At 34.5% G+C, this 24832-nt stretch carries 18 protein-coding genes and 2 pseudogenes; 10 read left to right on the top strand and 10 right to left on the bottom strand.

Annotated elements, in window-relative coordinates:
• Positions 1-60 precede the first annotated feature (60 nt).
• The 6 genes from AA0X71_RS02540 to AA0X71_RS02515 all read right to left on the bottom strand — a co-directional run bounded on the left by AA0X71_RS02540 (position 61) and on the right by AA0X71_RS02515 (position 8779).
• Positions 61-1218, bottom strand: coding sequence for a CDP-glycerol glycerophosphotransferase family protein (locus AA0X71_RS02540; protein ID WP_413362445.1), 1158 nt, complete (start codon positions 1216-1218; stop codon positions 61-63).
• 39 nt (positions 1219-1257) lie between these two features.
• Positions 1258-2283, bottom strand: a complete 1026-nt coding sequence (locus AA0X71_RS02535; RefSeq protein ID WP_413358834.1) for a ribitol-5-phosphate dehydrogenase — start codon at positions 2281-2283, stop codon at positions 1258-1260.
• On the bottom strand, positions 2280-2993 hold the full coding sequence (locus AA0X71_RS02530) for a 2-C-methyl-D-erythritol 4-phosphate cytidylyltransferase (protein WP_413358832.1): 714 nt from the start codon (positions 2991-2993) through the stop codon (positions 2280-2282). Before AA0X71_RS02530 ends, AA0X71_RS02535 begins: the two co-directional genes overlap by 4 nt.
• Before the next feature lie 252 nt (positions 2994-3245).
• Positions 3246-4736, bottom strand: coding sequence for an N-acetylmuramoyl-L-alanine amidase (locus tag AA0X71_RS02525; RefSeq protein ID WP_413358829.1), 1491 nt, complete (start codon positions 4734-4736; stop codon positions 3246-3248).
• Positions 4737-4793: 57 nt separating this feature from the next.
• Positions 4794-6500: a cell wall-binding repeat-containing protein gene (locus tag AA0X71_RS02520; protein WP_413358827.1), complete on the bottom strand. Its 1707-nt coding sequence runs from the start codon at positions 6498-6500 to the stop codon at positions 4794-4796.
• Between the two features lie 95 nt (positions 6501-6595).
• Positions 6596-8779, bottom strand: a complete 2184-nt coding sequence (locus tag AA0X71_RS02515) for a SpoIID/LytB domain-containing protein (protein ID WP_413358824.1) — start codon at positions 8777-8779, stop codon at positions 6596-6598.
• Between the two features lie 214 nt (positions 8780-8993).
• Here AA0X71_RS02515 and AA0X71_RS02510 point away from each other — a divergent pair, with 214 nt between their 5' ends.
• On the top strand, positions 8994-9233 hold the full coding sequence (locus AA0X71_RS02510; protein ID WP_413358822.1) for a hypothetical protein: 240 nt from the start codon (positions 8994-8996) through the stop codon (positions 9231-9233).
• A gap of 80 nt (positions 9234-9313) precedes the next feature.
• On the opposite strand, the gene AA0X71_RS02505 is transcribed toward AA0X71_RS02510, so the two are convergent.
• From AA0X71_RS02505 to AA0X71_RS02495, 3 genes are all read right to left on the bottom strand, one after another.
• The gene (locus tag AA0X71_RS02505; protein WP_413358820.1) at positions 9314-11395 is read right to left on the bottom strand and encodes a glycosyltransferase; all 2082 of its coding nucleotides are present in this window, start codon (positions 11393-11395) and stop codon (positions 9314-9316) included.
• 160 nt (positions 11396-11555) lie between these two features.
• Positions 11556-12449: a UTP--glucose-1-phosphate uridylyltransferase GalU gene (galU, locus tag AA0X71_RS02500; protein ID WP_413358817.1), complete on the bottom strand. Its 894-nt coding sequence runs from the start codon at positions 12447-12449 to the stop codon at positions 11556-11558.
• Between the two features lie 110 nt (positions 12450-12559).
• Positions 12560-13759, bottom strand: coding sequence for an O-antigen ligase family protein (locus AA0X71_RS02495; RefSeq protein WP_413358815.1), 1200 nt, complete (start codon positions 13757-13759; stop codon positions 12560-12562).
• Between the two features lie 1058 nt (positions 13760-14817).
• Between AA0X71_RS02495 and AA0X71_RS02490 the strand changes: the two genes are divergently transcribed.
• The 9 genes and pseudogenes from AA0X71_RS02490 to tnpC (AA0X71_RS02450) all read left to right on the top strand — a co-directional run.
• Positions 14818-16272, top strand: coding sequence for an MBOAT family O-acyltransferase (locus AA0X71_RS02490; RefSeq protein WP_413358813.1), 1455 nt, complete (start codon positions 14818-14820; stop codon positions 16270-16272).
• A gap of 10 nt (positions 16273-16282) precedes the next feature.
• A complete protein-coding gene (locus tag AA0X71_RS02485; protein WP_413358811.1) occupies positions 16283-17320 on the top strand; it encodes a hypothetical protein in 1038 nt (345 codons plus the stop codon).
• A gap of 202 nt (positions 17321-17522) precedes the next feature.
• Entirely contained in the window at positions 17523-17855 is a 333-nt protein-coding gene (gene tnpA / locus AA0X71_RS02480) for an IS66 family insertion sequence element accessory protein TnpA (protein ID WP_413358809.1), read from the top strand.
• Entirely contained in the window at positions 17845-18201 is a 357-nt protein-coding gene (tnpB, locus tag AA0X71_RS02475) for an IS66 family insertion sequence element accessory protein TnpB (protein ID WP_019155464.1), read from the top strand. Before tnpA ends, tnpB begins: the two co-directional genes overlap by 11 nt.
• A gap of 37 nt (positions 18202-18238) precedes the next feature.
• Positions 18239-19171: pseudogene (gene tnpC / locus AA0X71_RS02470) on the top strand (IS66 family transposase); the annotation flags it as partial.
• Between the two features lie 139 nt (positions 19172-19310).
• On the top strand, positions 19311-20540 hold the full coding sequence (locus AA0X71_RS02465) for a site-specific integrase (RefSeq protein ID WP_413356855.1): 1230 nt from the start codon (positions 19311-19313) through the stop codon (positions 20538-20540).
• A complete protein-coding gene (locus tag AA0X71_RS02460; RefSeq protein WP_413356854.1) occupies positions 20537-21478 on the top strand; it encodes a tyrosine-type recombinase/integrase in 942 nt (313 codons plus the stop codon). Before AA0X71_RS02465 ends, AA0X71_RS02460 begins: the two co-directional genes overlap by 4 nt.
• Complete coding sequence (locus AA0X71_RS02455; RefSeq protein WP_413356853.1) at positions 21475-22518, top strand: tyrosine-type recombinase/integrase; 1044 nt, start codon at positions 21475-21477, stop codon at positions 22516-22518. Before AA0X71_RS02460 ends, AA0X71_RS02455 begins: the two co-directional genes overlap by 4 nt.
• 127 nt (positions 22519-22645) lie before the next feature.
• Positions 22646-23314: pseudogene (gene tnpC, locus AA0X71_RS02450) on the top strand (IS66 family transposase); the annotation flags it as partial.
• A gap of 223 nt (positions 23315-23537) precedes the next feature.
• Here the strand turns inward: tnpC (AA0X71_RS02450) and AA0X71_RS02445 are convergent.
• Positions 23538-24704, bottom strand: a complete 1167-nt coding sequence (locus AA0X71_RS02445) for a nucleotide sugar dehydrogenase (RefSeq protein WP_413358806.1) — start codon at positions 24702-24704, stop codon at positions 23538-23540.
• Between the last annotated feature and the right edge of the window lie 128 nt (positions 24705-24832).

Here is a 24832-nt window from a genome sequence, read left to right as displayed (position 1 = left end):
TTTTCGCTTCTCAAAAATCAAAAAGGGGATTCAAAGTAAATCCCCCGTTATTTCTTATATTTATTTTCCATTGCTCAATAGATGGGTCACAATTCGTTTACTCGTTTGACCATCAAGAATATCGAAGAAATATTCTCGAAATTGAGAAATACGCTGATAATCAAATTTTTCTTGTTTAATCCAATCAGCTAAAGATTGTGTATCATCAAACAATGGACCAGGGATAAAGGATTTAAAGTCATAATAAAAATCACGTTCTTGTATATATTCTTCCAAGTCGTTGGAAAAGAATGCAATAGGTCTATGCAATAAGCTATAATCAAATATCACGGATGAATAGTCTGTTATAAGAATATCTGAAAGTAGCATAAGTTCTTCTATCGTAAATTCATTATCTAAATGTACTGCAAAATCATTTAGTCCTGACTCTAATCGTATTCCTTTACGCATATAAGGATGTAAGTGAATCAGCAAAGTATAATTATCCCCAATATTTTCTCTTAACAATTCAATATCAAAAGGACAATTATATAATTCCTGATTATGACTCCCACCTCTAAAGGTTGGAGCATATAAAATCCTCTTTTTTCCCTTCAATTTAGGAAATAGTTGGTCAAATCTCTTTTCTATTTCTTGCCTCTTTTCCATTTTGAAAAAATAATCCGTTCTTGGCACCCCTAGTGGATATATTTTGTCTTGAGCCATGTCAAAGGCTTCAGCATAATGACTAACAATATGTTTTGAACTAACATAAACCTTTGAATAATTTGAATGCACCTTAACTACTTCTAGGTACTCACGACTCGGTCCAAAGGATTTACCAACTGTACTCAGACCAAACTTTTTAAATGCACCTGCAGCATGCCAAAGTTGAACAATATCCATCCCATTTCTAGGCTTGATAACATATACGGGAAAGTAGAAGTCATCTATAATAAAAAAACGAGAAGTTGCTAGTGCATGACAAGCCTTAAGCATATGTACAGCATAGTTAAGTTTGCCAATGGGAGACTTCGTATATTTCTTAAATAGAAAGTCAACTTTGAAACCTAAGTTTCTTCTATTAAATTCTTCGTAAATAAATCGAAGGTTGCCCTCTAACTTTTCTGAGCGATAAGAGGCAAATGTAATTTTACACTTGTTTATAGGTAGAAGAGAAAACATGAAAAAGGAAATGCGTATAAAATACTTAACTAGGATCGTTGGAATAAACTTCACATTCAAAAATAAACACATTCCCTTCTCATGAACAAAACACTAGATTCTCCACTCCATCACTGTTTTCCCCCATGAAGAGGTAAGATCTAGTTCAAAAGCAGAAACAATATCTTGTATCGATTTTACTTCACAAACTTCACCGACAAGTGTACTTAAGTACTCCACAAATTCTGGATGCTCTTTCATAAACTCTACTGTATTGACAAAATCACTACGACCACTTCGACTACTTCCGATAACTGTAATTCCTTTTTCCAATATCATTCTCGTATTAATTTCAACAGGGTATTCAGATACGCCCATTATTGATATAGTACCTTCTGGGTGAATATGATCAATAATTTGATTAATAGCAAATTGACTTCCCTTCCCTCCAACAGCTTCAAAAGCGTGATCGATAATAAGATCTTCAGGGACTTCATCTATTTGATAGGATTCATCAATGAATGAAAAATGATCCAGTTTATATTGATGTTTTCCAAAAGCATATACTTTGCAGTCTTTATAACGTCTCTTTAATATTAGCGCTGTTATATAGCCAAGGTTTCCATCTCCCCAAACACCAAAGACATGTCTTCTTGAATGGCCTTTTGCTTCAAATCGTACCAATGAATGCATCGCAATCGTGATTAATTCGATAAATGCTGAAACATATGGATCGATATTATTTGGAAGTGGAACAATTCTATCACGCTTTAGAAAAACATAGTCTTGCATGAACCCATCGTATCCACTAGAGCGGAATCGGCTGCTTCTCAAATAATTTTCAGCGACAATATCATCTGTTTCAGTTGGAGTGTTTGGAACCATTACGACACGTGTTCCTGTCTCAATTTCACCAAGTGGATCATACACTACCTTACCAATTCCTTCATGAATTAAGGCCATTGGTAATTTCTTGGCCATCGCTTCTTTTCCTCTAGTTCCAGTATAATAGCGCTGGTCTGCCGCACATATTGATAAATGCGTCGGACGAACCACCACTCGATTTGAATTAATAGGTCGATCTTTATATGTCACCTCAAATTGTCGTGGGGATACTAAACGATAGACTTGATTAATCATCGCGAAATCCTCTCCTGCAATATGGCGTTTGCCACTTTTAAATCATACGGAGTGGTTACTTTAATATTAAAGACTTCACCTTTAACTAATTTTACCTTATCACCATGTAATGCACAGATTTTACAGGCATCTGTAAGAATATCTTTCTGAGCAGGATCTAAAGCTTCATAATAAGAAACCAACTTCTTTATATTAAAACTTTGAGGTGTCTGCCCTTGATACATAGTGTCACGTACTGGAATGTTTGATATGAATTCACTATCTTCTGATTGAATAATGGTGTCAATTGCTTCAATAACCGTATCAACCGCACCATATTCCAATGCTGAATCAATATTTTCTTCGATAATACGATGTGTAAGAAAAGGTCGAACTGAATCATGGGTAACGATGACATCATCTTCATTAAGCCCAAAATTTTTCTCTATATAACGAATCCCGCTCATAATGGATTCATTACGGTCCTTTCCACCTTCGACGACCACTAATCGGTCAATATCACCGATATGTTTTTTTATAATATCTCTTGTGTGGTTGATCCAATCCTTTGGAGAAACAATAATTATTTTATCAAAGCGATCATTTAGAATAAACTTTTCAATTGTGTGAATAATGATTGGTCGATTATTTAGGGTTAAAAATTGTTTAGGCATATTAATATTGCCCATACGTGTACCCTTTCCACCTGCAAGGATCTCTGCGTAAATCACTAGTATCACTCCTTCTTTATTTGCACAAATGTTAGGGTTTTGAATAGATTTTTGTCAGAATATGAAAAAAACTGTCATATCACGACAGTAGCACATATTCAATATACACGCTTTCAGATGCATTTTCAATTAATTATATGTTTTGTAAAATCGTCTTCACATTTCTCTTAGAAACAGAACATATAAACTAAGTAAAATGAAATAACCTCACAGATTTGTGAGGCTACTTCAGCTTAAAACTAGTTTAAATTCTTAATTGTAGTAATTCATAATTCCTTTATAAATCGCATCTGCCGCTTTCTGTCGATAAGTACTGCTCGCCAATTTCTTAGCGTCATCTGGGTTACTAATAAACGCAATTTCTACTAGAACACTTGGCATAGTAGTTTCCTTAATCACTACAAAATTAGCCGTTTTTACTCCTCTGTCATTCGTACCTAATGCTTTAACTAACTCTTGTTGAATTTTTTCTGCTAATTCCTTACTTTTGCCTGATGCGTTTGTAGTATTATAGTAAGTTTCAGTTCCCTTTGCACTATCATTAGTAAAGGAGTTCACATGAAAGCTCACAAAAATATTTGCGCCTTGACTTTCAGCTTGTTTTACACGATCAGCTAGTGGAATAAAAACATCAGTTTGCCTAGTCATGGCAACTTTCGCAAGAGAACCACTTAGTTTTGAATTCACTCTTTTAGCAATATCAAGAACGATATCTTTTTCTTGTAATCCATTCCCCACCGCTCCAGGGTCAGTATCACCATGACCAGGATCAAGCATAATAAGTTGACCTGTAATCGGTTGGCTTAATTGATTCATAATCCCATTAGATATAGATATCGGTCCACCTAATATAGTGAAGTTTCCATAACCATTATTTTTAATTGAGTTTTTAATAGATGGTGGTAGGCTATCTGGATACGACAAGAGAATTGGTGCATTCTTCTTCGCTGCCAAAACCGTACCTGTTAAGGCATCTGCAAACACCATTCCTTTTGCTACGAAGGCTGTCGAACTTCCTTTAAAATAGGCATTAGCAATATTCGATGAAACCTCATAGCGACTATTTCCCCCAAACCTTCTTGGATTAGGAACATTATTATACACTTTATCTGAAACGCTTAAAGGTCCACCAGAAATAATCGTTTCAGTAATGCTTCTTTGATTAATTAAAGTATGTGTAGAAGATTGTAATTCATGCATATTATTCGTAAGTAAGATAGGAAAACCATTTCTAGCCGCGTATGGGGCAATCGACAAAGCATCTGGGTAATTAAACCCATCTGCAATGACCACTTTTTTAGCTGTGCTTAATTCTTTTGCTATATTCTCAGCAACTTGCATTCTGCTATTACCAGAGATTCTTCTTACAGAAATCCCCATGTTTTTTAATTCACTTACAATTTTCTCAGAAACACTAATTGGTCCACCAACGATAATTACATTCTTCGCTTTTAATCTCTGAATCTCTGCTTTAGTTCTACTCTCTAGTGTAGCAGGCTTAGTCAGAAGAATCGGTGCGTTATTTTTGTATGCTAACGGCGTTGCAGCGAGTGCATCTCCATAAGCATCCCAGTTTGCTAATACTACTGTAGAGGCCGATGACCAACCTTGTTTCGAAACATTAATAGCAACCTCAAAGCGATCTAATCCACCTAATCTGACTGTGCTATTCGCTGAAGCAACACTTGATATAGAAACAACTAAACCCAAGGCTAACACAACTGAAAATAATAATTTCTTCATATTTCTCACACTCCTGTTGCATGTTTTTCCCTAAAACAAATTCCAAAAATGCTCAACTTATTTCTGATAATACTTTTTAATTTCGTTTGCCAATGTCTTTGCCCTTTTCTCTTGTACGGTTTTGTTTGAAAGTAGCTTTACTTCTTGTGGATTTGACATAAATCCTAACTCAATTAGCACCGAAGGCATGGTTGTCCATCTTGTAACATAAAGATTATGGTCCCGAACTCCTGATTTTGAATAAATGCCTGTTACTCCTATTCCAGGATAAACAAGAGATTTTGCAAACCTCTCTGCCAAAACCTTACTTTCTTTAGCAGCCTTACTTGGTGTTGGATCATACGCAATATTTGAACCTTCATAACTTAATTCTTTCGTAGATGATCCATCCTTCACAACAAACACTTTCTTTGAAGTAATTTCTTTTATGAACGGATATTTCTTTCCACCAGATTGTACATATACATCCTTTGTTTCGATTGCTGGACGATATGAACTATAATGTGTACTCAAACCAGAGACTTTTGAAGAAGTATTTGAATCGTGATGAACACTGATAAATAAGTCAGCATTTTTTTGATTTGCTATGTTAGTTCTTTCTTCTAAAGATAAGTAGGTATCTTTATTTTTCGGACGAGTATAAATGATTTCAGCTCCAAATTTTTTTAACTCATCTGCCAATTTATTTGTAAATTCCATATTTAGAACTTTTTCATACAAGCCGTTTTTAACTGCACCTGGGTCTTTACCACCATGACCCTCATCTAATATTATTTTCCTTCCTTTTAGAGGTGGGGTATTTTCTTGACCACTCAACCCAAGAAATACTTTATTTGGAATCGAAATTGTTCCACCCAACAGGACAAAATTAGATATCTTTTTGTCGGCTATCACCTTCTTCACTGAGCCATGAACTTTAGTGGGGTGACTTAATAGCATAGATGCTCCCTCTTTTGCTGCCAATACAGAGCCTGTTAGGGCGTCAGCAAATGTTCTTCCGGTCGCAATAAATGCTTTCTTTCCATTGGGATTTAACTCTTCCAATATGTTTGCAGATACTTCGTAACGATCTTCCCCACCTATTCTTTTTGGTTTCGGAAGTCGATTACTAATCTCTTTGCTTACACTTAATTCTCCACCAGATATGATTGTATTCTTAATCTGAAGTTCATCTAAGGCTTTGTCCATTTGTTTTGGTAGAGTGTGATCATAATAGGTCAATAGAATTGGATAGCCATTTTTAGCTGCATAAGGAGCAATCGACATCGCATCCATAAATTTCATTCCGTTTGTCACAATGGCAGTATCTGTTTCTCCTAGCCTTGACGCGATATTATAAGCAACATCAAAACGAGTTTCCCCACCAAAACGTTCAATGTTCGTAACCTTCATATCTTTAAGAGTTTTAACGATATTTTCCGAAATACTAATCGGGCCACCAATTATAATTACCTTTTTAGGCTTCAGTCTTTGGATTTCACGCTTGGTTGTTGCGGTTAACTCATTGGGATGGGACAAAAGAATGGGTGCGTTATGTTTGTACGCCAATGGTGATGCAGATAAAGCATCTGCAAACGCTAAGAAATTCGCTATCACAACAGTGTCAGATCCATTTGACCAACCTGCCTTTGAAACATTAACTGCTACTTCAAAACGATCCTTCCCATCTAGCCTTGTTGATTTTATATCAGCAGCTAAAACTGATTGAGGTAGTACGCTGAACATCATAAAAAAACCAAGTAAAATACAAAGACATTTTTTCATGTGATTTTCCTGCCTTGCGTCAGTATTTGCATAACGTTGAATACCAAAAGTAAAAGGATGACTTCTCCTTTTTCAAGCAGAAGCCACCCCTTAATTTAATTGTTAACTAACTCAGCATTTGGATAGTAGAATGATAGGATTTGCTGATAATTTTTACCTGCTTTCCCCATGGCGTTAGCTCCATATTGACTCATTCCAACACCATGTCCAAATCCTTTACCCGCTAGTTTGTAAGACACCCCTGGAAGGTTTTTCGAAATATTTTCACTTACCGAAATTGGCCCTCCCAATACAGTAAAGTCATTGATTGGCTTTTCCTCAATTATTTTCTTTGTCATTGGCGGTAAGCCTTCAGAAACAGTTAATAACACAATTGCATTTTGTTTCGCTGCTAAAACTGAACCTGTCAATGCATCTCCAAAAGTTCTGCCTGTCGCAAGGAATGCTTTACTAGGGTTAAGCCCCAACACAGAAACGACATTAGCGGAAACTTCATAACGATTATTACCGCCAATTCTTGTAGGGTTAGGGAGCTGTTTGAACACTTTATCACTGACACTCAATGAGCCACCTAATACTATCGTTTTCTTGATTCCGTTTTCCTTTAGACCCTTAACTGTAGCAGCAGGTAATGTATCCTCATAAGTTAAAAATATTGGATAGCCCATTCTTGCTGCATATGCAGCAATCGATAATGTGTCTGCAAAAATATGCCCTTTGGCAACGATCGCAGTATCAGATGGTTTCACATCTTTTGCAATATTATACGCAACTTCAAATCGGCTATTTCCACCTTTTCTATCAATCGTTTTTACCCCCAAAGATTTTAACTCATTTTCAATATTTTTGCTTACACTAATCGGTCCACCTACAATAATAGCATTAGTCGGTTTCAATCTCTGAATCTCTTGTTTTGATGCGGCATGTAATTTATTCGACTGAGTAAGTAGAATTGGTGCATTTTTTTGATAAGCTAATGTCGTAGCAGCAAGCGCATCACCAAAAGCTTCCCAGTTAGCAATAACAACAGTATTTGCGCTACTCCACCCTTCTTTTGCTACATTCGCAGCTACCTCAAAACGATTAAGGCCACCAAGTCTTGTATGCTGAAGGATTGATTGCTCTGTTAAAAGAGTGCTTTTCATATTACTTGCCCCTAATATCGTTCTCATCTCGTTAGCTGTTTTCTTTAGAGTCTCAGAATATGTTCGCACCTTACCATTTTGCATTCTAAACGAATTAGAAGCTTTATCCTTTACAAAAAAGGTAACTTTAAGAGACGCATTGGTGCTACGTCCACTGCTGTTCTTCCCAGATAAAGATAACTCGGGTATACTAACAAGTTTTATCTCAGTATCTTTGTAGCTAGATAACGAATAAAGTGAGTTCTTTATTCCATTAGCTATTGTAGCATTAGCCTCATTAGTAGAAGACCACCATTCCTGCGGTTTTGCTAAATTAAGCTTTCTTACATCAATTTGTTCTTTCTTGAAATTGAACGACCATGGATTTTGAGGATCGTAAGTATCTTTTTTTGCTGGTAAATATGGCACCTGCGCTGATCCCCAAAGATTCGAATTCGATTCTGTATATCCACCATTACTTGAAGAATACACAGCACTTATCCGAGAGCCATTATACTTAAGAACCTTGCCTTTTGTATCATCTACTGCTTTTGATGAGTTCGGGTGCCAATCATAGCCTCCATACACTTGGAATGATTGAGTATCAGGCTGAGTTGTTCCAATGCTACCGGCTGAGTATGTACGTGCTGCGACTGCTTGAGCCTTTAATGCTTCAAGATTCCATAATGCTGGCATCTCTCTTGGAACAACACCTTTTAAATAATCTTCAAACGGGATATTAATATTGGTTGGCCTTACATATTTCCCGCCTTCAACTTCGTATTTAATATCTCCTAAATAGCCTCTTGTTGTATTTCCATAAATTGTATGTACACTACTAGTACTATAGGATTTTGCAGAAATTGTAAATGATGATGAAAATGTTTTGAGCTTTTTTCCATCAGGATCATATAAATCAATTTTTCCACTTTCAATTTTTGCTTTATATTTCTTATTTGCAGTAAGTTTTATACTCGTATCTTCGTTTAATGTATGTTCACCTGTAAAAGAGAATTGTAGCTCGGTCTTATTTCCAATATAGTTACTTAACTTAATAGATATAGTATCTGCTGCAGCTTCCGTCGTATTGCTAAACGCACTTGGAAAGACAAGGGCCAAGGCGATCAACAGTACTAGTAATCTCTTAAAAGACAAAATTAAAAAACCTCCTCTATTCTTAAATTTTTTCGTTCTACTAGTATATCATAATTTTTTGACGGATCGGGGAAGATTTTGTAAAAAATAAGGGAATTCTGTAAACAACTACCCTCAATTCAAAAATAAAAAATTTTCTTTTTGATGTGGGATACATCAATTACACCTCATAAACATATCAATATATAAATTGATTTATTGAGTGGTGTATTCAGTGACAAATTATTCGAAAGAAATTGAGGAACTAAGATTATTGATTGAAGAAGTAGGCAAGATGCAATCATCGTTATTCACAGATGAACTAGGACTGAGGACGTATAACCTACTATCAAGCCTAAATGAAGAAAACAAACTCCTCAGGAAAAAACTTACGCAAATGGAGAAAGACATTGAATGGATGGAAAATCAATTGAACAAGTGGATGGTTAAGGCAATGGAAAATTCTCAAAAATAAAATAATCTATTTCATAAGGAATAGATTAGAGAGCTAGAGCTATTCAAATCCTTTTACTGGGGTTTGAATAGCTCCCTTCTTTATTTTAAATATTGCTTCAATTTTCTTTTTATTTTCGAAAGTAAACTAACTTTCTTTTGCACTACTTCCTCTTCTTCACTCTTTTTTTCTGGTTCTTCACTTACTATTAAAGAAAGATTTCCATAGGGCTTGGTAAAGTAACCTTTAACCTGAATTGGGCTATCTTTAAAAGAAAGAGTCTTAACTATTTTTTTAGAAGCATCCGTCTTTTTATAACCGAATCGGATTGTTCGATCATAGTTTCCGATTAAGATTTGAATCGAAAAGTCCCAGGTTCCTTTTGGAATCCTCATCCCCTCTGCACACGTATTCAAGTCTAACATTTTCTCAACGACATATTTCCGTTCTTCGCTTTGAGAAGTTGTTAAATCATATATAAATTTTCTCTCTTTATCTCTTTCCTTAATTACTAACTTGAATTCCGGAGAAACTGCTTTATCCAATAATAATCGATCTAGATCCACCATACTAGTAAAAATAAGCTCATGATCTGATTCCCAATAAGCAGTTTTAAGTTCAATATCGGCAAATGTATTGACTGTTTCTCCTAAATCAATACTCAAGTTATGGTAATTAGCAGTATAGTACGGTCTTACCGGAGTATCCCCATCGCCTATTAATGCAAATTTAAAGGTATTAGGGACAGTATCTCTTCTCTTACTTCCAATCCGCACCCTTTTTTTATAACCATTTGTATTTAACTCAAAAAATAAATCCCAAGGACCGAAACTATCATTGCTTTCTAATAAGTTCTCAGTATTCCATTTCATTTCATATCCACTATTAATTGTAGCATGAGTAGGAACGGAGAACTGCTTCAAAGTACTCTGTTCCAAATCGAAGCAATTAACTTCTTCTGACAATTCTTCTGAAGTCTTTCTATTTTTCCATATTGCAATTATTTGTTGATGTTCCGAGGTAATTAAAGAGTGATATAAATATCCCTTTAAACAGATAAATTTACCATCCCAATCAATTGATTGCACTATATATTGAATTTTGTTTTCCTCCGTGAAATCAAGCAAATCTTCTGGGATGCTGGTACCTTCAATTATCGAAGCGTCGATTTTTATTCGTCCATCCTCCACTTTTCCTACTAGAGATTTTTCTATACTTCTCCATCTTATAAGTTCTTCAATTCCTGCATTTCTGACAAGAAATAAGAACACTCTCATTTTTGGAGGAAGTTGATTTTCAATATAAATATCCAAATGGTCATCTAAAAATTCTTGGAGTTCTGTTTGCCATTCCAATTTTGTCTCTAGCGATACATTCGTTGTCATAAATGATTTAGTACGACTGAAATCAAAATGTCTTTTAAAATAGGTAACAAGGAGTTGTTCTTTCTTCTCCTGATCATTTACATAAGTCTTAATAACTTCAATTGCCTCACCAATCACTTCATAGAATTTCTTTGGAGCAACCCCCATCGTAGATGCATGTTCATTATTCTCATGGTGTGCTAAATAATAACATGGATAATCGGCTACTACTGAAATTCCATCAGCCAAAATATAAACCTTTAACATAAAGGGTTGATCTTCAGCGGTAGCTGCGCCCTCAGGAAAGCGAATTGAGTTCTTTATCATCAATTCTCGTTTGATCATTTTCTGCGGACTAAGAGTATAGACAATATTGGAAGAAAAAATATCTGTCTTTGGCTGGTTAAATTGAAACATCGATTTCGCAACCCCACGGCCGCCTACTCCAACCAGCTTTCCCAGTATGACATCAGTTCCATTTTCTTTGCCCATCTTATACATTCTTTCTAGAGCTTCCACACCTAAATAATCATCTGCATCAACAAAGAATATGTATTCTCCTTTTGCATTTTCAATTGCCACATTTCTCGGCTTTCCTGGACCACCTGAATTCTCTTGATGAAACACTCTAACATTAGGATTTTCTAAAGCATAACGGTCTAGTATTTCCTTACTATTATCCTTCGAACCATCATTTACTAAAATGATTTCTATATTCTCCTGTTGCATGGTTTGCTTTAGAATACTGTCTAAACAGTCTTCAATAAAACCAGCAGCATTATAAACAGGGATTGCAATTGTTACTTTAACATCCGACATAAACATGCCTCCTGATAAGAATGAATCCAATATTCCATTTCATATTGAAAGATTATAGCATAGAACAGGTTTAACACCTAACCAACGTAAGTCCTATACACTAAATTATTTCACAAAAAAGAACCGCCATATTATTTAGCAGTTCTTTCTTCACTCAAGGTTATCTTCTTATATTAACATCAAGCTTCTGTTCAACTAGTTCTTTTAAATAAGATGCTAGTTCATCATGCAGCTCTTCTCTTTTAAGAGCCATTTCAATTGTCGTCTTAATAAAACCGAATTTCTCACCTACATCATACCTTGTACCCTCAAAGTCATATGCATAAACCTTTTGAGATTCATTAAGTTTCTGGATAGCATCGGTAAGCTGAATCTCACCTCCAGAACCTGTTTCTTGATGTTCAAGTAATTCAAAGATTTCAGGAGTTAATAAATACCTTCCCATTATCGCAACATTTGAAGGTGCCGTCCCTGCTAACGGCTTCTCAACAAAATTCTTCACTTCATATAATCTCCCGTCCTGAGACAATGGGTCAATGATCCCGTATCGGTGTGTTTCATTTTGTGGAACCTGCTGTACCCCAATTACTGAAGATTGAACTTGATCGTATAAATTAATCAATTGCTTTAAACATGGAGTTTCTGCTTGAACAATATCATCACCTAATAATACAGCAAAGGGTTCATTTCCTATGAATTTTCTCGCACAATATACAGCATGTCCGAGCCCTTTTGGCTCCTTTTGTCTAATATAATGAATTTCAACCTTTGATGGCTGACGAACACTCTCTAACAAATCAAATTTCTCTTTTTTAAGTAAATTTTCTTCAAGTTCATAAGCAAAATCAAAATGATCTTCAATCGATCTTTTGCCTTTTCCAGTAACAATAATAATATCTTCAATTCCAGATTCAATCGCTTCCTCAACTATATACTGAATAGTTGGTTTATCTACTATTGGGAGCATTTCTTTCGGCATCGCTTTTGTAGCAGGTAAGAATCTAGTTCCTAATCCCGCAGCAGGAATGATAGCCTTTTTCACTTTGGTAGTCATAATATCCTCCTAAATGTTTCCTCTAGTATATTTTAATTCGTTTTAGAAAAATATTCAAATTTATTAAGATCCTTAAACTTTGAAGGTAATAAACGATTAGTCATTGAAAGCTATGTTTGATTGATCGATTTGCTCACTCCAATTGCAATAATAAACCATTGGATAAATCCAATAGATGGATGGGTAATGAATAAGGAAAGTTCGAAATTCTCAAACACGAGGATCCCAAGAAAAAAACAAGCAGACCATTGCACCAAATGTAAATCTAAATGATTCATATAGTACTTCCAGATGAAAAATAAGATCAAAAGGAAGGAAGCTAAACCCAGAAAACCACTTTCCACGAATATTTGTAGATATTGATTATGAGTGTGATTATAAGGAGAATCCATGTACTCATTAATAGAGATTCCTACTTTATGTCCCAAAAAAGGGGCTTCTAATCCAAAATTGATCACATCTCCCCAAATATTCTCTCTTCCAGAGAAAAAACGTTTGTTAGTATGTTCCCTTACCCATTGGTCTATTAAAGGTGCATATTTAGATTTTGCCACATAGACATAAAGTAATAAAATTGCGAAATTCCCCCCAATGACCCAATAAAGAAGTGTGGCAAAGAATTTTTTAGAAAATTTTATAATCAGCCATGAGATGACAATAATCCCGAGTGCTAACATGACCGTTCTTGTCGTTGAAACATAGATTAAAATTAGACTGAGTGCTACCCCTATAGCAAAGTATATTTTAGCCCAAGAAGGAGCAATTCTTATATTGACAATTTGAAAATACAAAAGCGAGAATAAAAACATTCCAAAGACATTAGAATTGTTAAAAACACTCATAAAACGATTATCCAAAAATCCCAAATAGCCCCAATGCAAATAAAATAGGATGACGATCAGGTTAGCAATATAGCCAAATAATAAAATATGATTGTTCGTCCAACGTATTTTCATCATAGCTATAATGTAAATGAACGTTAATAATATGGTAGTCAATAAAGAATTTTCCTCAAAATTGCGATTATAAATATGACCACCAATATAAATAATAGATATCAAACTAAACCCAATATAAATATTAAAATATTCTTGCTCCAAGTAGAAATTATTGTAAAAAAGAAGATAAGTAAACACAAAAAATGTAAAATACAGAGTGATATTATCCGCTGTTCTAGCAAGTTCAATAAAAGGTTGAATAGAAGTTAAAGCGAACACATTAAAGAACAGCAATAGAAACAATACTGCAATACATATACTTATTAATCTATTATTTTTTTCTATTCTATTAAATCGTTGATGATTGATCATGTCAGAACTCCAAACCTAGATTAGTTGCAGGACAACTAGTTCATTTTATCATTTCTATGTCGATGTGAAAAGGCTCCTATACAAACAGTTCTTTATTGCATATGATTCTACAACTAGTGCTTTACAACCTTGTGCACTCCTGTATCATAATTATAATTCGTTAATAACTTACAAATAACGTGCTAATCAAATAACCGAGCGTGGTATACACAAAAGTCACTTGCTTTATCTCCATTTATATTATTCCATGTACCACTCCGCAAACTTTCTGCAGTCCTGGGGCTTCTTGTTTAAAGCCCACAGTGTTTTGCAATTCTTCGGGTAGAAGCATAAGTGACTGGCACGTCACCAGTTTAGATTGGTTCGCTATTAGCTCTTATACAATCGTGAAAGATGCTCAGCATACCGATTGAAGCGAGACACATTTTTGGATAACATAAAAAACTACACGTCCTTCGTGGCAGTGTAGGATAAGGCGTTGTAAATCTTTCTGCTTCTTGGCATTCCTACCAATCGTGCCGTTATCAAAATACACACCAATGCATTTCCAGTTTGGTTTACTTCGAATAAGAGGTGTACAATGTTACACTTGGTTTTCTAGCGAGTGTAGTTGCTTTTCTGTATTCGTACTCACCCGAAAAAAGCCGCAACCTTCACTTCATAGTTTCCAATTAATGGACTTCATCCCCTTGCCTTGAACGAATCCGTCGGATACACCCCTTTTTTGAATTTCTATCACTCACATCCCGAGAACTTCCAAGTTCTTTTTCTAGGTTAAAAGAAGTTATGTTTATTCGTTTAAATTGTGTTTATTTCTTTTTTGGTGTCTTTCGTTCTCTCGCGCAGAATTCCTTTTTACCCCACATTTAAATATAAAATCAACCATCTACTCTGTGTAAATAATGCCTTGCTTAAAGGTGTTGTGGAAAAGTGTCACCTCAAATTCATTCGATTCTTTAGTCACTTTTAAGGTAACTTCTGTTAATGTATTTACATTTTTTATGTTTAGCAATACACTTAAACAATGAAAAAAATGTCGAGAAATGGAGAAATTCCTTATGCTTTTTAATTCATTTGAATTTATTTTCGTTTTTTTACCAATAGTATTTTTAGTTTATTTTTATCTTAATAAGAAGCGATTAATTATAGTATCCAAGACTTGGCTCGTCTTTAGTTCATTATTTTTTTATAGTTGGTGGAATATTGCCTATCTACCATTAATACTTACATCACTTTTTTTTAACTATGCAGTAGGTTCCGCATTAAGTAAGGATCAAACAAGGGTTAGTAGAAAAGCTGTTTTAGTTTTAGGAATTGTATTTAATGCTGGTTTACTTGGGTATTTCAAATACTCCGATTTTTTCATATCCAATATTAATGCATTATTTACTTCCAATATAGCTCTCTTAAAATTAGCACTACCGTTAGCAATTAGTTTCTTCTCTTTCCAACAGATTGCTTACCTAGTTGATGCATATAGAAAAGAAACAAAAGAGTATGATTTTCTAAACTATGCTTTCTTCGTTACCTTTTTCCCGCAGTTAATAGCAGGACCAATTGTACATCATAAAGAAATGATTCCACAGTTAGCAAAACTACGTAGTAAAGTTATAAACTATAAAAATATTTCACTAGGAATTTTTATATTCTCTATTGGTTTATTTAAAAAGGTAGCAATTGCAGATACCTTTGCTATTTGGGCTACACAAGGATTTGATAAAGCAGACTCCTTAACATTTTTTGAAGGATGGATTACCTCCTTATCCTTTACATTTCAATTGTATTTTGATTTTAGTGGTTATACAGATATGGCGATAGGTGCTGCATTACTTTTTAATATTGTATTACCCATGAACTTTAATTCTCCATACAAAGCACTTGATATTCAAGATTTCTGGAGAAGGTGGCATATAACTCTTAGTCGTTTCTTAACGCAATATATCTATATACCTCTTGGAGGAAGTAGAAAAGGTGAAGTAAGAACGTACTTTAATATTCTAATTATCTTTTTGATTAGTGGATTTTGGCATGGGGCTGGTTGGACATTTATCTTTTGGGGATTCTTACATGGTATAGCTTCTGTTGTTAATCGCTATTGGAAAAAGGCAGGCTTTAAATTAAATAAATTACTAGCTTGGTTTATTACCTTTAACTTTGTAAATGTTGCCTGGGTCTTCTTTAGAGCAACTACTTGGGAAGACGCTCTAAAGGTTTTAAAAGGAATGTTGGGGTTTAATGGATATAGTATCCCACAATTCTTTAGTAATTCCTTAACATTCTTGAGTGATTACGGAATTATCTTTTCAGATTTCTTTCTAGGAAACATGGAAACTATGAAATCTATTTTGGCTATATTTATCGCTTTTTTTATATCAGTTTTTATGAAAAACTCAATTCAACTTACAGAGAATTTTCGTCCAACGTTTAGTTCTTCAATAGTAATTGTATTTATATTAGTTTATTCTTTATTGCAGTTGAATAAAATTTCAGAGTTTTTATACTTTAACTTTTAGGCGGTGAATTATGTATAAAAAATGGTTTTTTAAAACAACTTTACCTACTATTTCTATTCTACTATTTATTGGAGTTTTTAATTACTTTATAGACCCGCTGTGGTCTTTCAATCATTCACATAAATTCAATGATTATCAAAATGCATTTAATGAAAGACAACAAAAAACAAATTATATAAATTTTCATAAGTTCAGCTATGATAGTTTATTATTGGGGAGCAGTAGAACAACTTATATAAACCAAAATGATTTTGAGGGATATAAAGTATATAACTATGCTGTAAGTAGCATGTCTGTCCAAGAATATAATGAATTCATTGATTATGCAAAAAAAGAAAATGGCAGTGAGTTTAAAACAATCATTATTGGGTTAGACTTTTTTGCAACAAGTAAAAGTCGGATCCCCGAAGACCCTTCAATATACTTTAACAAAACAAATGAATTCCTTTATCGGTATAAAACATTATTATCTATTGATACTTTGAAATATTCAATAATGAACTTTTTCGCATCATATAAAAATGAATATAATCCATCTTTTCTTAGGTACTATACACGTGAAAATGTAGCAAATGAAAACCCAGAAAGTAATAATGATACAGAGAAAAGTATAGAGAAAACAGTGGAAAGGTACAAACAAAATGTGTATGGGAAAAATTATTCATACAATAATAACTATATTGATATATTGCAAGAATTAAAAATAAAAAATTCAAACACAAATTTTATTGTATTTACTACTCCTGTCTCAGCATCTTTATATAATACTTTAATTGAAGAAGGGAGATTAAATGATTATAAAAGATGGTTAAAAGATATTGTAAGTGTTTTTGGAGAAGTCTATCATTTCATGTATATAAACTCAGTAACAGAAAACATCTCAAACTATTATGATGGTCACCATTACCATCCAAAAGTTGGAACATTAATAGCCCATAAGATTACAAATTATCCAGATCGGAATATTCCTAATGACTTCGGGATATTATTAAATAAGAAAAATATCCATATATACTTAGATAAACTTGAAAATAACTTCATTAAATGATTTATTAAAATTTACCACCGAATATACTTCCCTTTAGGTAGACAGATAAAAAAATAAAGATCTGACTGCTTATGGGGGGAGTATTTATTTATGTCCAAAAGATCTTACTCTGTAGAAAAGTAAGCGCCAAATAACCCACACCTTCTAATAATTTCCTGGTTTTGTGATAATCACAGTACACGAATTGTTAGGAGGTTTTTTAGTGTCAAAAGATGAACGAAAACAAATGTGGCGACAACGCATTGAAGCCTACAAAATTAGTGGTGAGCCAAGTGTGAAAACTTGGTGTAACCAAAATCAAATAGGTTTACAAAGTATGTACAAATGGATGAGGAGATTGGAGCTGGAAGCAACTGACGTTGCGCCTCCTTCAACACAATGGGTTTCCGTCAATCCCTCCAATTCCATCATTTTCGAAGGACTTACATCACATCTGACTGTAAAAATCGGGGATGCTTCCATCGAAATTAATGAAGGTTTCAATCCGACACTTTTTACTGAAGTGTTTCAAATTCTTCAAAACCATGTTAAGTAAGACTCCTATTGATCGCGTTTACTTAGCTACAGGTTCAACGGACCTTCGTAAATCGATTGATGGATTGGCAGCAATTGTTCAAATGAGTTTTCAATTAGATCCATTCTCTTCAAACTTATTTGTGTTTTGTAATCGCAATCGTGATAAGTTAAAAATTCTACATTGGGATCATAATGGGTTTTGGCTTTATTATCGTCGCCTCGAAAAAGGAATTTTTCAATGGCCTGACGAACAAACATCCTCGCCCTTATGCATAAGTCCTCGTCAGTTAAACTGGCTCCTTGATGGGCTACCTTTAGAACAAAGACAAGCACATCAAAAAGTTTCTGCACAAATCATCATTTGAAAAAGGAATTTGGCACCTCTTGTCGAATTCCTTAAACATGGAAAAAAGCGCCCTTAACTCATCTACAATTGAAGAACTAACAGCGAGGAATGCGGAACTGGAAAAACAAAACGAAGTCTTACAGGCTAAAATCAATTGGTTGGAAGAACAATTCCGACTGAGCCAACAACACAAATTCGGGACTTCAAGTGAAAAAACAAATCCGGATCAACTCAAACTCTCTCTCTTTAATGAAGCGGAAATAACAGCGGATTTAAAAGTAGAAGAACCTACACTTGAAACAATTTCTTACAATAGAAAGAAGTATGTAGGTCAGCGAGATACAAAGCTTGAAAATCTGCCTACGGAGACTATCCACTATCGTTTATCCGAAGAAGAGCAGGTTTGTTTGTGCTGCGGTGGAAATGTTCATGAAATAAGTAGCGAAACTCGTCGAGAAATAAAAGTAATCCCTGCACAAGTAACAGTGGTAGAGCATGTTCAACATATCTATGGCTGTCGACAGTGTGAACGGGAAGCGATTGAAACACCAATTGTGAAAGCTAAAATGCCAGCACCTGTCTATCCAAAAAGTTTGGCATCCGCTTCTTCAATGGCCTATATTATGAATCAAAAATATGTGGAAGGCATGCCCCTTTACCGACAAGAAAAACAGTTGGAGCGTCTAGGCGTGTATTTATCACGTCAAACCCTAGCCAACTGGATGATCTATGGTGCAACAAAGTGGCTTTCCACTTTATACAATCGTATGCATGAGCTGTTAATCCTGAATGATCGCCTTCATGCGGACGAAACCACGCTTCAAGTCCTAGCAGAACCTGGACGTAAGGCGGATTCTAAGTCCTATATGTGGATGTATCGATCAGGCCGCGATGTTCCGCCAATCATCCTATATGATTATCAATCTACTCGTCATAGTAAACATCCGAAAGCCTTTTTACGAGGGTTTAAAGGATACCTTCATGTCGATTATGCCGATAAAAAAATTATCCCGATTATTAAAACAAAGTCACATAAATGTTGTGATTTTTTTTAATAATATCGGGATATTATTTTATATTGTGATAAAGCTACTTATATTAACAATCACAATATAAAGGGTGGTCACTATGAATTCGCAAAGCATTAATTCCTTAGTTGAATGTGTATTGCTAGAAATTGAAAAATTTGGCTTAAAGGATTCAACTAGAGAAATTTATGGTCGTTATTTAAAACGGCTTTTATTATTTTTTGAAGATAATAACGAAATCTATTATTCAAAACAATTAATTGAAGAATTTCTTAATCAAAAGATGAATGATTTTAAAAGCAAGAAAATCACTCTGCGCTATTATAATGCTCTCAAGCGTGGTGCATACCTTATAGAGGAATATGCAGAAACAGGTTCTATCAAATGGAAAGTATATTCAAATACTCGTAAATTCAGACCAAATATTTATTATACAGATTATATCGAGGCTGCCTTATCTAGATCAGATTTAAAAACTGAATTCCAATATAAAATTAATTGCGTTCTCAGAAAGTTCTGTTGTTTTTTGGAGGAAAAAGGTATCGATTCCTTCGAACAGTTATCTTCACAAACTGTGAAAGACTTTATCTTATCAGTACGAGAATCGAATTCAGGTAGCATGTATTACATTCTATACTCACTTAAATTATTGATCGAGTACCTCGATAACAATGATGTAATAAGTAATCCAATAAATCTAGATTATTACCATATAAAAAGTAAAAAACAAATTCTTGTGTCAGCATACAGTCATGAGGAAATTGAACGAATCATTCAAGCGATAGATCGAAGTACAGCTATTGGAAAGAGAGACTACGCTATTATCATGTTAGTACTTAACACTGGGTTGAGAGGTATTGATGTACGAAAATTAAAACTCCAAGATATCGATTGGTACGAAAATTCCATAAATATTTTCCAAAGTAAAACAAGTAAACCATTAAAATTACCTCTAAAAGGTTGTGTATGCAATGCAATAGCAGACTATATTTTAAAGGCAAGACCTAAAACAACTGAACAGAATGTCTTTGTTAGAAATATAGCACCATTCCAAGGTTTTATTAATACCGCTGCCTTAGATGGCATTATTGAACGCTATTGCTTAAGTGTAGGAATACCTAAGAAACACCTTCGGTCTTTCCATAGCTTGAGGCGTTCCATCGGAACGTGGTTAGCAGAAAAAGAAGTAGCGATCCATACGATTTCTCAAATACTTGGACACTCAGATATGAACTCTTCAAAACCTTATTTATCTTTTAATCAAAAGCAGATGAGCGCCTGCGCAATGTCATTTGAGGATATTCCAATGTCAGGAGGTGTGTTTGTATGAACTTAAATGAAATCCTATTAAACGACCTCCAAGATATGTTGGATATTAAAGAAGCACTAGGTTTTAATAAAAAATCATATGAAGTGTATCTGAAACAATTTATTCATTTCTGCGCAGAGCATTATGGGGATTCATCCTATATAACAAAGGAAATGGTTATAGAGTGGATTCGACTTCGCCCTAGAGAAAGTATAAATACTAGGAATAGACGTGTTATTGCATTACGTCACTTTACAGAATATCAAGCAACTATTGGTAGGCAGACGTTTATACTAAACTCTGACTACAACTTACCTGCGCAGCCCTATAAGCCATATCTTTTCACGGATCATGAGTTGTCCATATTGTTCCATACAATAGACAAAATATCTCCTTACTGGGAATCTCCGCAACGGGAATTCACTGTTCCTGTTCTATTCCGAATGATGTATTGTTGCGGTATGCGACCAAATGAACCATTAAATTTAAAACACACAGACGTATCTCTCGATACTGGAGAGATTTATATTAGACAGTCAAAACGGTGTAAGGACAGGCATATTTATATGTCAGATGACCTTTTAGTATTATCCCGCAAATATGATGACGTTATGGGAAATCGAGAATTCTTCTTCCAGAGGCCTGAAGGAGGACCTTATACAACACATTGGATGACAAACCAATTTAAAATTTGCTTACGTAATAGTAACCTTGATTTTGGTACCGATAAACTAAGACCATATGATTTTAGGCATAATTTCGCTACTCGTACTATTATTAAATGGTTAGAGGCAAAGAAGGATATTATGGCGTTACTCCCTTATCTAAGTGCCTATATGGGGCATTCAGCATTTAATTATACCTTATATTATATTCACCTTCTCCCCGAAAGACTGATTCATAATTCCGGAATTAGATGGGAAGATTTTTCCGATATTTATCCGGAGGCGACAAAATGAAAAATGTAAAAGACCCTAAACTATTTCTATCAATTAAAACCTTTTTAAAAGTCTATTTACCCGAAATTCGAGCTAAAAGCATCAATACTATCAAATCATATCGAGATACACTTAATCTATTCTTTCAATTTCTAAAATCGAAGAGGAAATTATCTCTTCATTTGGTAACTACTGAAGATTTTTCACCATTAGCTGTAAAAGAATTTCTAGATTGGTTGGTTGATGAAAGACATTGTAGTTTTTCAACTAGAAACCAACGACTTTCATGTATAAGAACATTCTATGGATATTTGGCTGAGGAAAACATGGAGCTAGTCGATAACTATTCTAAAATACAAAAAATAAAAAAGACACCTGTTCCAGACAGAGCACTGGATATTATTCTGACTCTCGATGATATCCGTCTTATACTAAAGCAACCAAATGGTGAAAGTAAAACGGGATTACGAGATCAGTTTTATTTATCTTTGCTTTATGATACAGGATGCAGGAATAGTGAGGTTCTGAATCTTCGCCTAAAAGACTTTCATATAAATTCAAAAGGCGAAGGCTCGATTCATATAATTGGAAAAGGGAATAAGTTTCGTGCAACGCCGATTTCTAGAGAAGTATTAGACTTATTTAATAAGTATGTTGTTTTGTTCCATCCATACCCGGATAAAGCAAAATATTTATTCTATACAGTAAGAAAAGGAATCGTTAATCGAATGTCGAATGATAATGTTGCCCGTTTTATTAAAAAGTATGAAATGTCAGCTAAAACTATAAATCCTAACCTTCCAGCTCTGCATCCACATCTTTTTCGACATGCGCGAGCCATGCATCTGTATCAAGCCGGCATGCCATTACCGTTGGTTAGCGAATGGCTTGGCCATGCACAATTAGAAACGACATTGATATATGCAAATGCAGATATAACCATGAAACAGAAAGCTATAGAAAAGGTGATTGATTCAAATAATTCTGTTTTCAATGAAGAACCCTTCAAATTTGAAAATGATGAAGACATAATAAAAAAGCTGTATGGGTTGACTGAGTAATTATTCCGATAAAAATCAAAGTGATGCAGGAACAAGTGCTTAATTTATATTGGCTAACGCTTCTGCATCTAAAATAATCGGGATAATTTTTTTATCGGCATAATCGACATTATTTTGATATCAGAATAATGTCGATGGATATGCGGGATATAATGACATAAAGGACGTTCGGTTGGTGGGCTGTTGGGCGCATTCGCGGAGAAAATTCGATGAGGCTCTCAAATCATTACCAGCCAATATCGATAAAAAAGAAACAACCGCTGCAGAGGGTCTTCAATTCTGTAATCAATTATTTAGAATTGAAAAACAGGTCAATGGAAAATTTGAAAATTGTACCCCTGAACAGCGTAAAGAATACCGTCTTGAGCACAGTAAACCCGTGTTAGACGCTTTTTTGACATGGCTTAAAACAAAGCGCCCGCAAGTTCCCCCAAAAAGTAAATTGGGAGAAGCGATTACCTATACAATCAATCAATGGTCCAAACTCGTTGTATTCCTTGAAGATGGACGACTTGAATTGGATAATAATCGAGGAGAGCGTTCAATAAAACCTTTCGTAATGGGCCGCAAGGCATGGTTATTTGCCCAATCAATGAAAGGTGCAACATCTAGCGCCATCATCTACAGCATTGTCGAAACCGCTAAGGAGAATCAATTAAATCCACTAAACTACCTAACGTATCTATTCGAACAATTACCATTAATAGATATAAATGATGTAGAAGCAATTGATCAACTCCTACCATGGGCGCAGACAATTCCTACAGACTGTCGCATCCCGAATAAATCTAAATAAAGCATACTACAAGCGCCCACGTAAAAATACGTGGGCGCTATTTGACGCTTACGGTAAAAACTCGTGGCGGTAATCAGTACATCCATTTTAGAAATCACGGTAGATACCAAAAACGATTAAACGGCCTTAGTCCTTTGGTATAGAGCTAAAGCCGCTTAAATCCTTTTTTATTTCCACTGTCTACTTGACAAGGGCATTCCCCAGTGGCCCAGCGGATAATTTTTTAATCTCTACTAAACAAATCCCTTGTATATACCTTGTCCTCTACATCGCGTAAGTTATCAGATAACCGATTAGCGACGATTATATCTGATACCCTCTTGAATTCTTCAAAGTCATTAATTACTCTTGAATTAAAGAAGGTTTCCTCATGAAGTGCTGGTTCATACACAACAACTTCAATACCCTTAGCTTTAATACGCTTCATAACACCTTGAATAGCAGATTGTCTAAAATTATCCGAGTCCATTTTCATAGTAAGCCTGTAAATACCAACAATTCTAGGATTCTTCTTAATAATCCTTTCAGCAACATGATCTTTTCTTGTTCTATTTGCATCAACAATAGCTGTCATTATATTATTGGGAACATCCTCATAATTAGCTAATAGCTGCTTTGTATCTTTAGGTAGGCAATATCCACCATAACCAAATGAAGGATTATTATAATGATTACCAATTCGCGGATCCAGACCCACACCATCAATAATTTGCTTACTATCTAATCCTCTTACTTCCGCATATGAATCAAGCTCATTAAAAAACGCGACTCTCATCGCAAGGTAAGTATTAGCAAATAGTTTAATAGCTTCTGCTTCTGTTGAGTTTGTAAATAAAACAGGAATATCTTTCTTGGTAGCTCCTTGAACTAATAATTCAGCAAATATTTGGGCCCTATCAGATTGTTCACCAACAATAATACGTGACGGATATAAATTATCATACAAAGCCTTTCCCTCACGTAAAAATTCTGGTGAAAAAATAATGTTATCAGTATCAAATTTTTCTTTTATTTTGTCTGTATAACCAACTGGAACTGTAGATTTGATTACCATTACCGCATCTGGATTAATAGATAGTACATTAGCGATAACCGCTTCAACCGTTCTAGTATTAAAATAGTTTTTTTCAGGATCATAATTTGTTGGTGTTGAAATAATTACATAATCTGCATCTTTATATGCCTTGTAATTATCTGTTGTCGCTTTTATATTTAAATCTTTTGTGGCTAAGTATTCTTCAATTTCATTATCAATAATTGGAGAACGTTTATTATTAATCATATCAACTTTTTCTTGAATTATATCAAGAGCTATTACTTCGTTATGTTGAGCAAGTAAAACTGCATTTGACAAACCAACATAGCCTGTTCCAGCAATAGTAATTTTCATAAAAACAATCACCTCGACAAACTTTCAATTCAATATTTGTTTACATAAATGGACCCACAATATTAGACTTTATTTTTATAACGCAACTTTAGTTTCTATCCTATAAATCTATCAAGGTTAATATCAAA

This window comes from Robertmurraya phoenicis, assembly GCF_047302285.1.
Lineage (GTDB): Bacteria > Bacillota > Bacilli > Bacillales > Cytobacillaceae > Robertmurraya.
The sequence above is the reverse complement of the archived record's forward strand: the minus strand, read 5'-3'. Positions and strand labels throughout refer to the sequence as shown.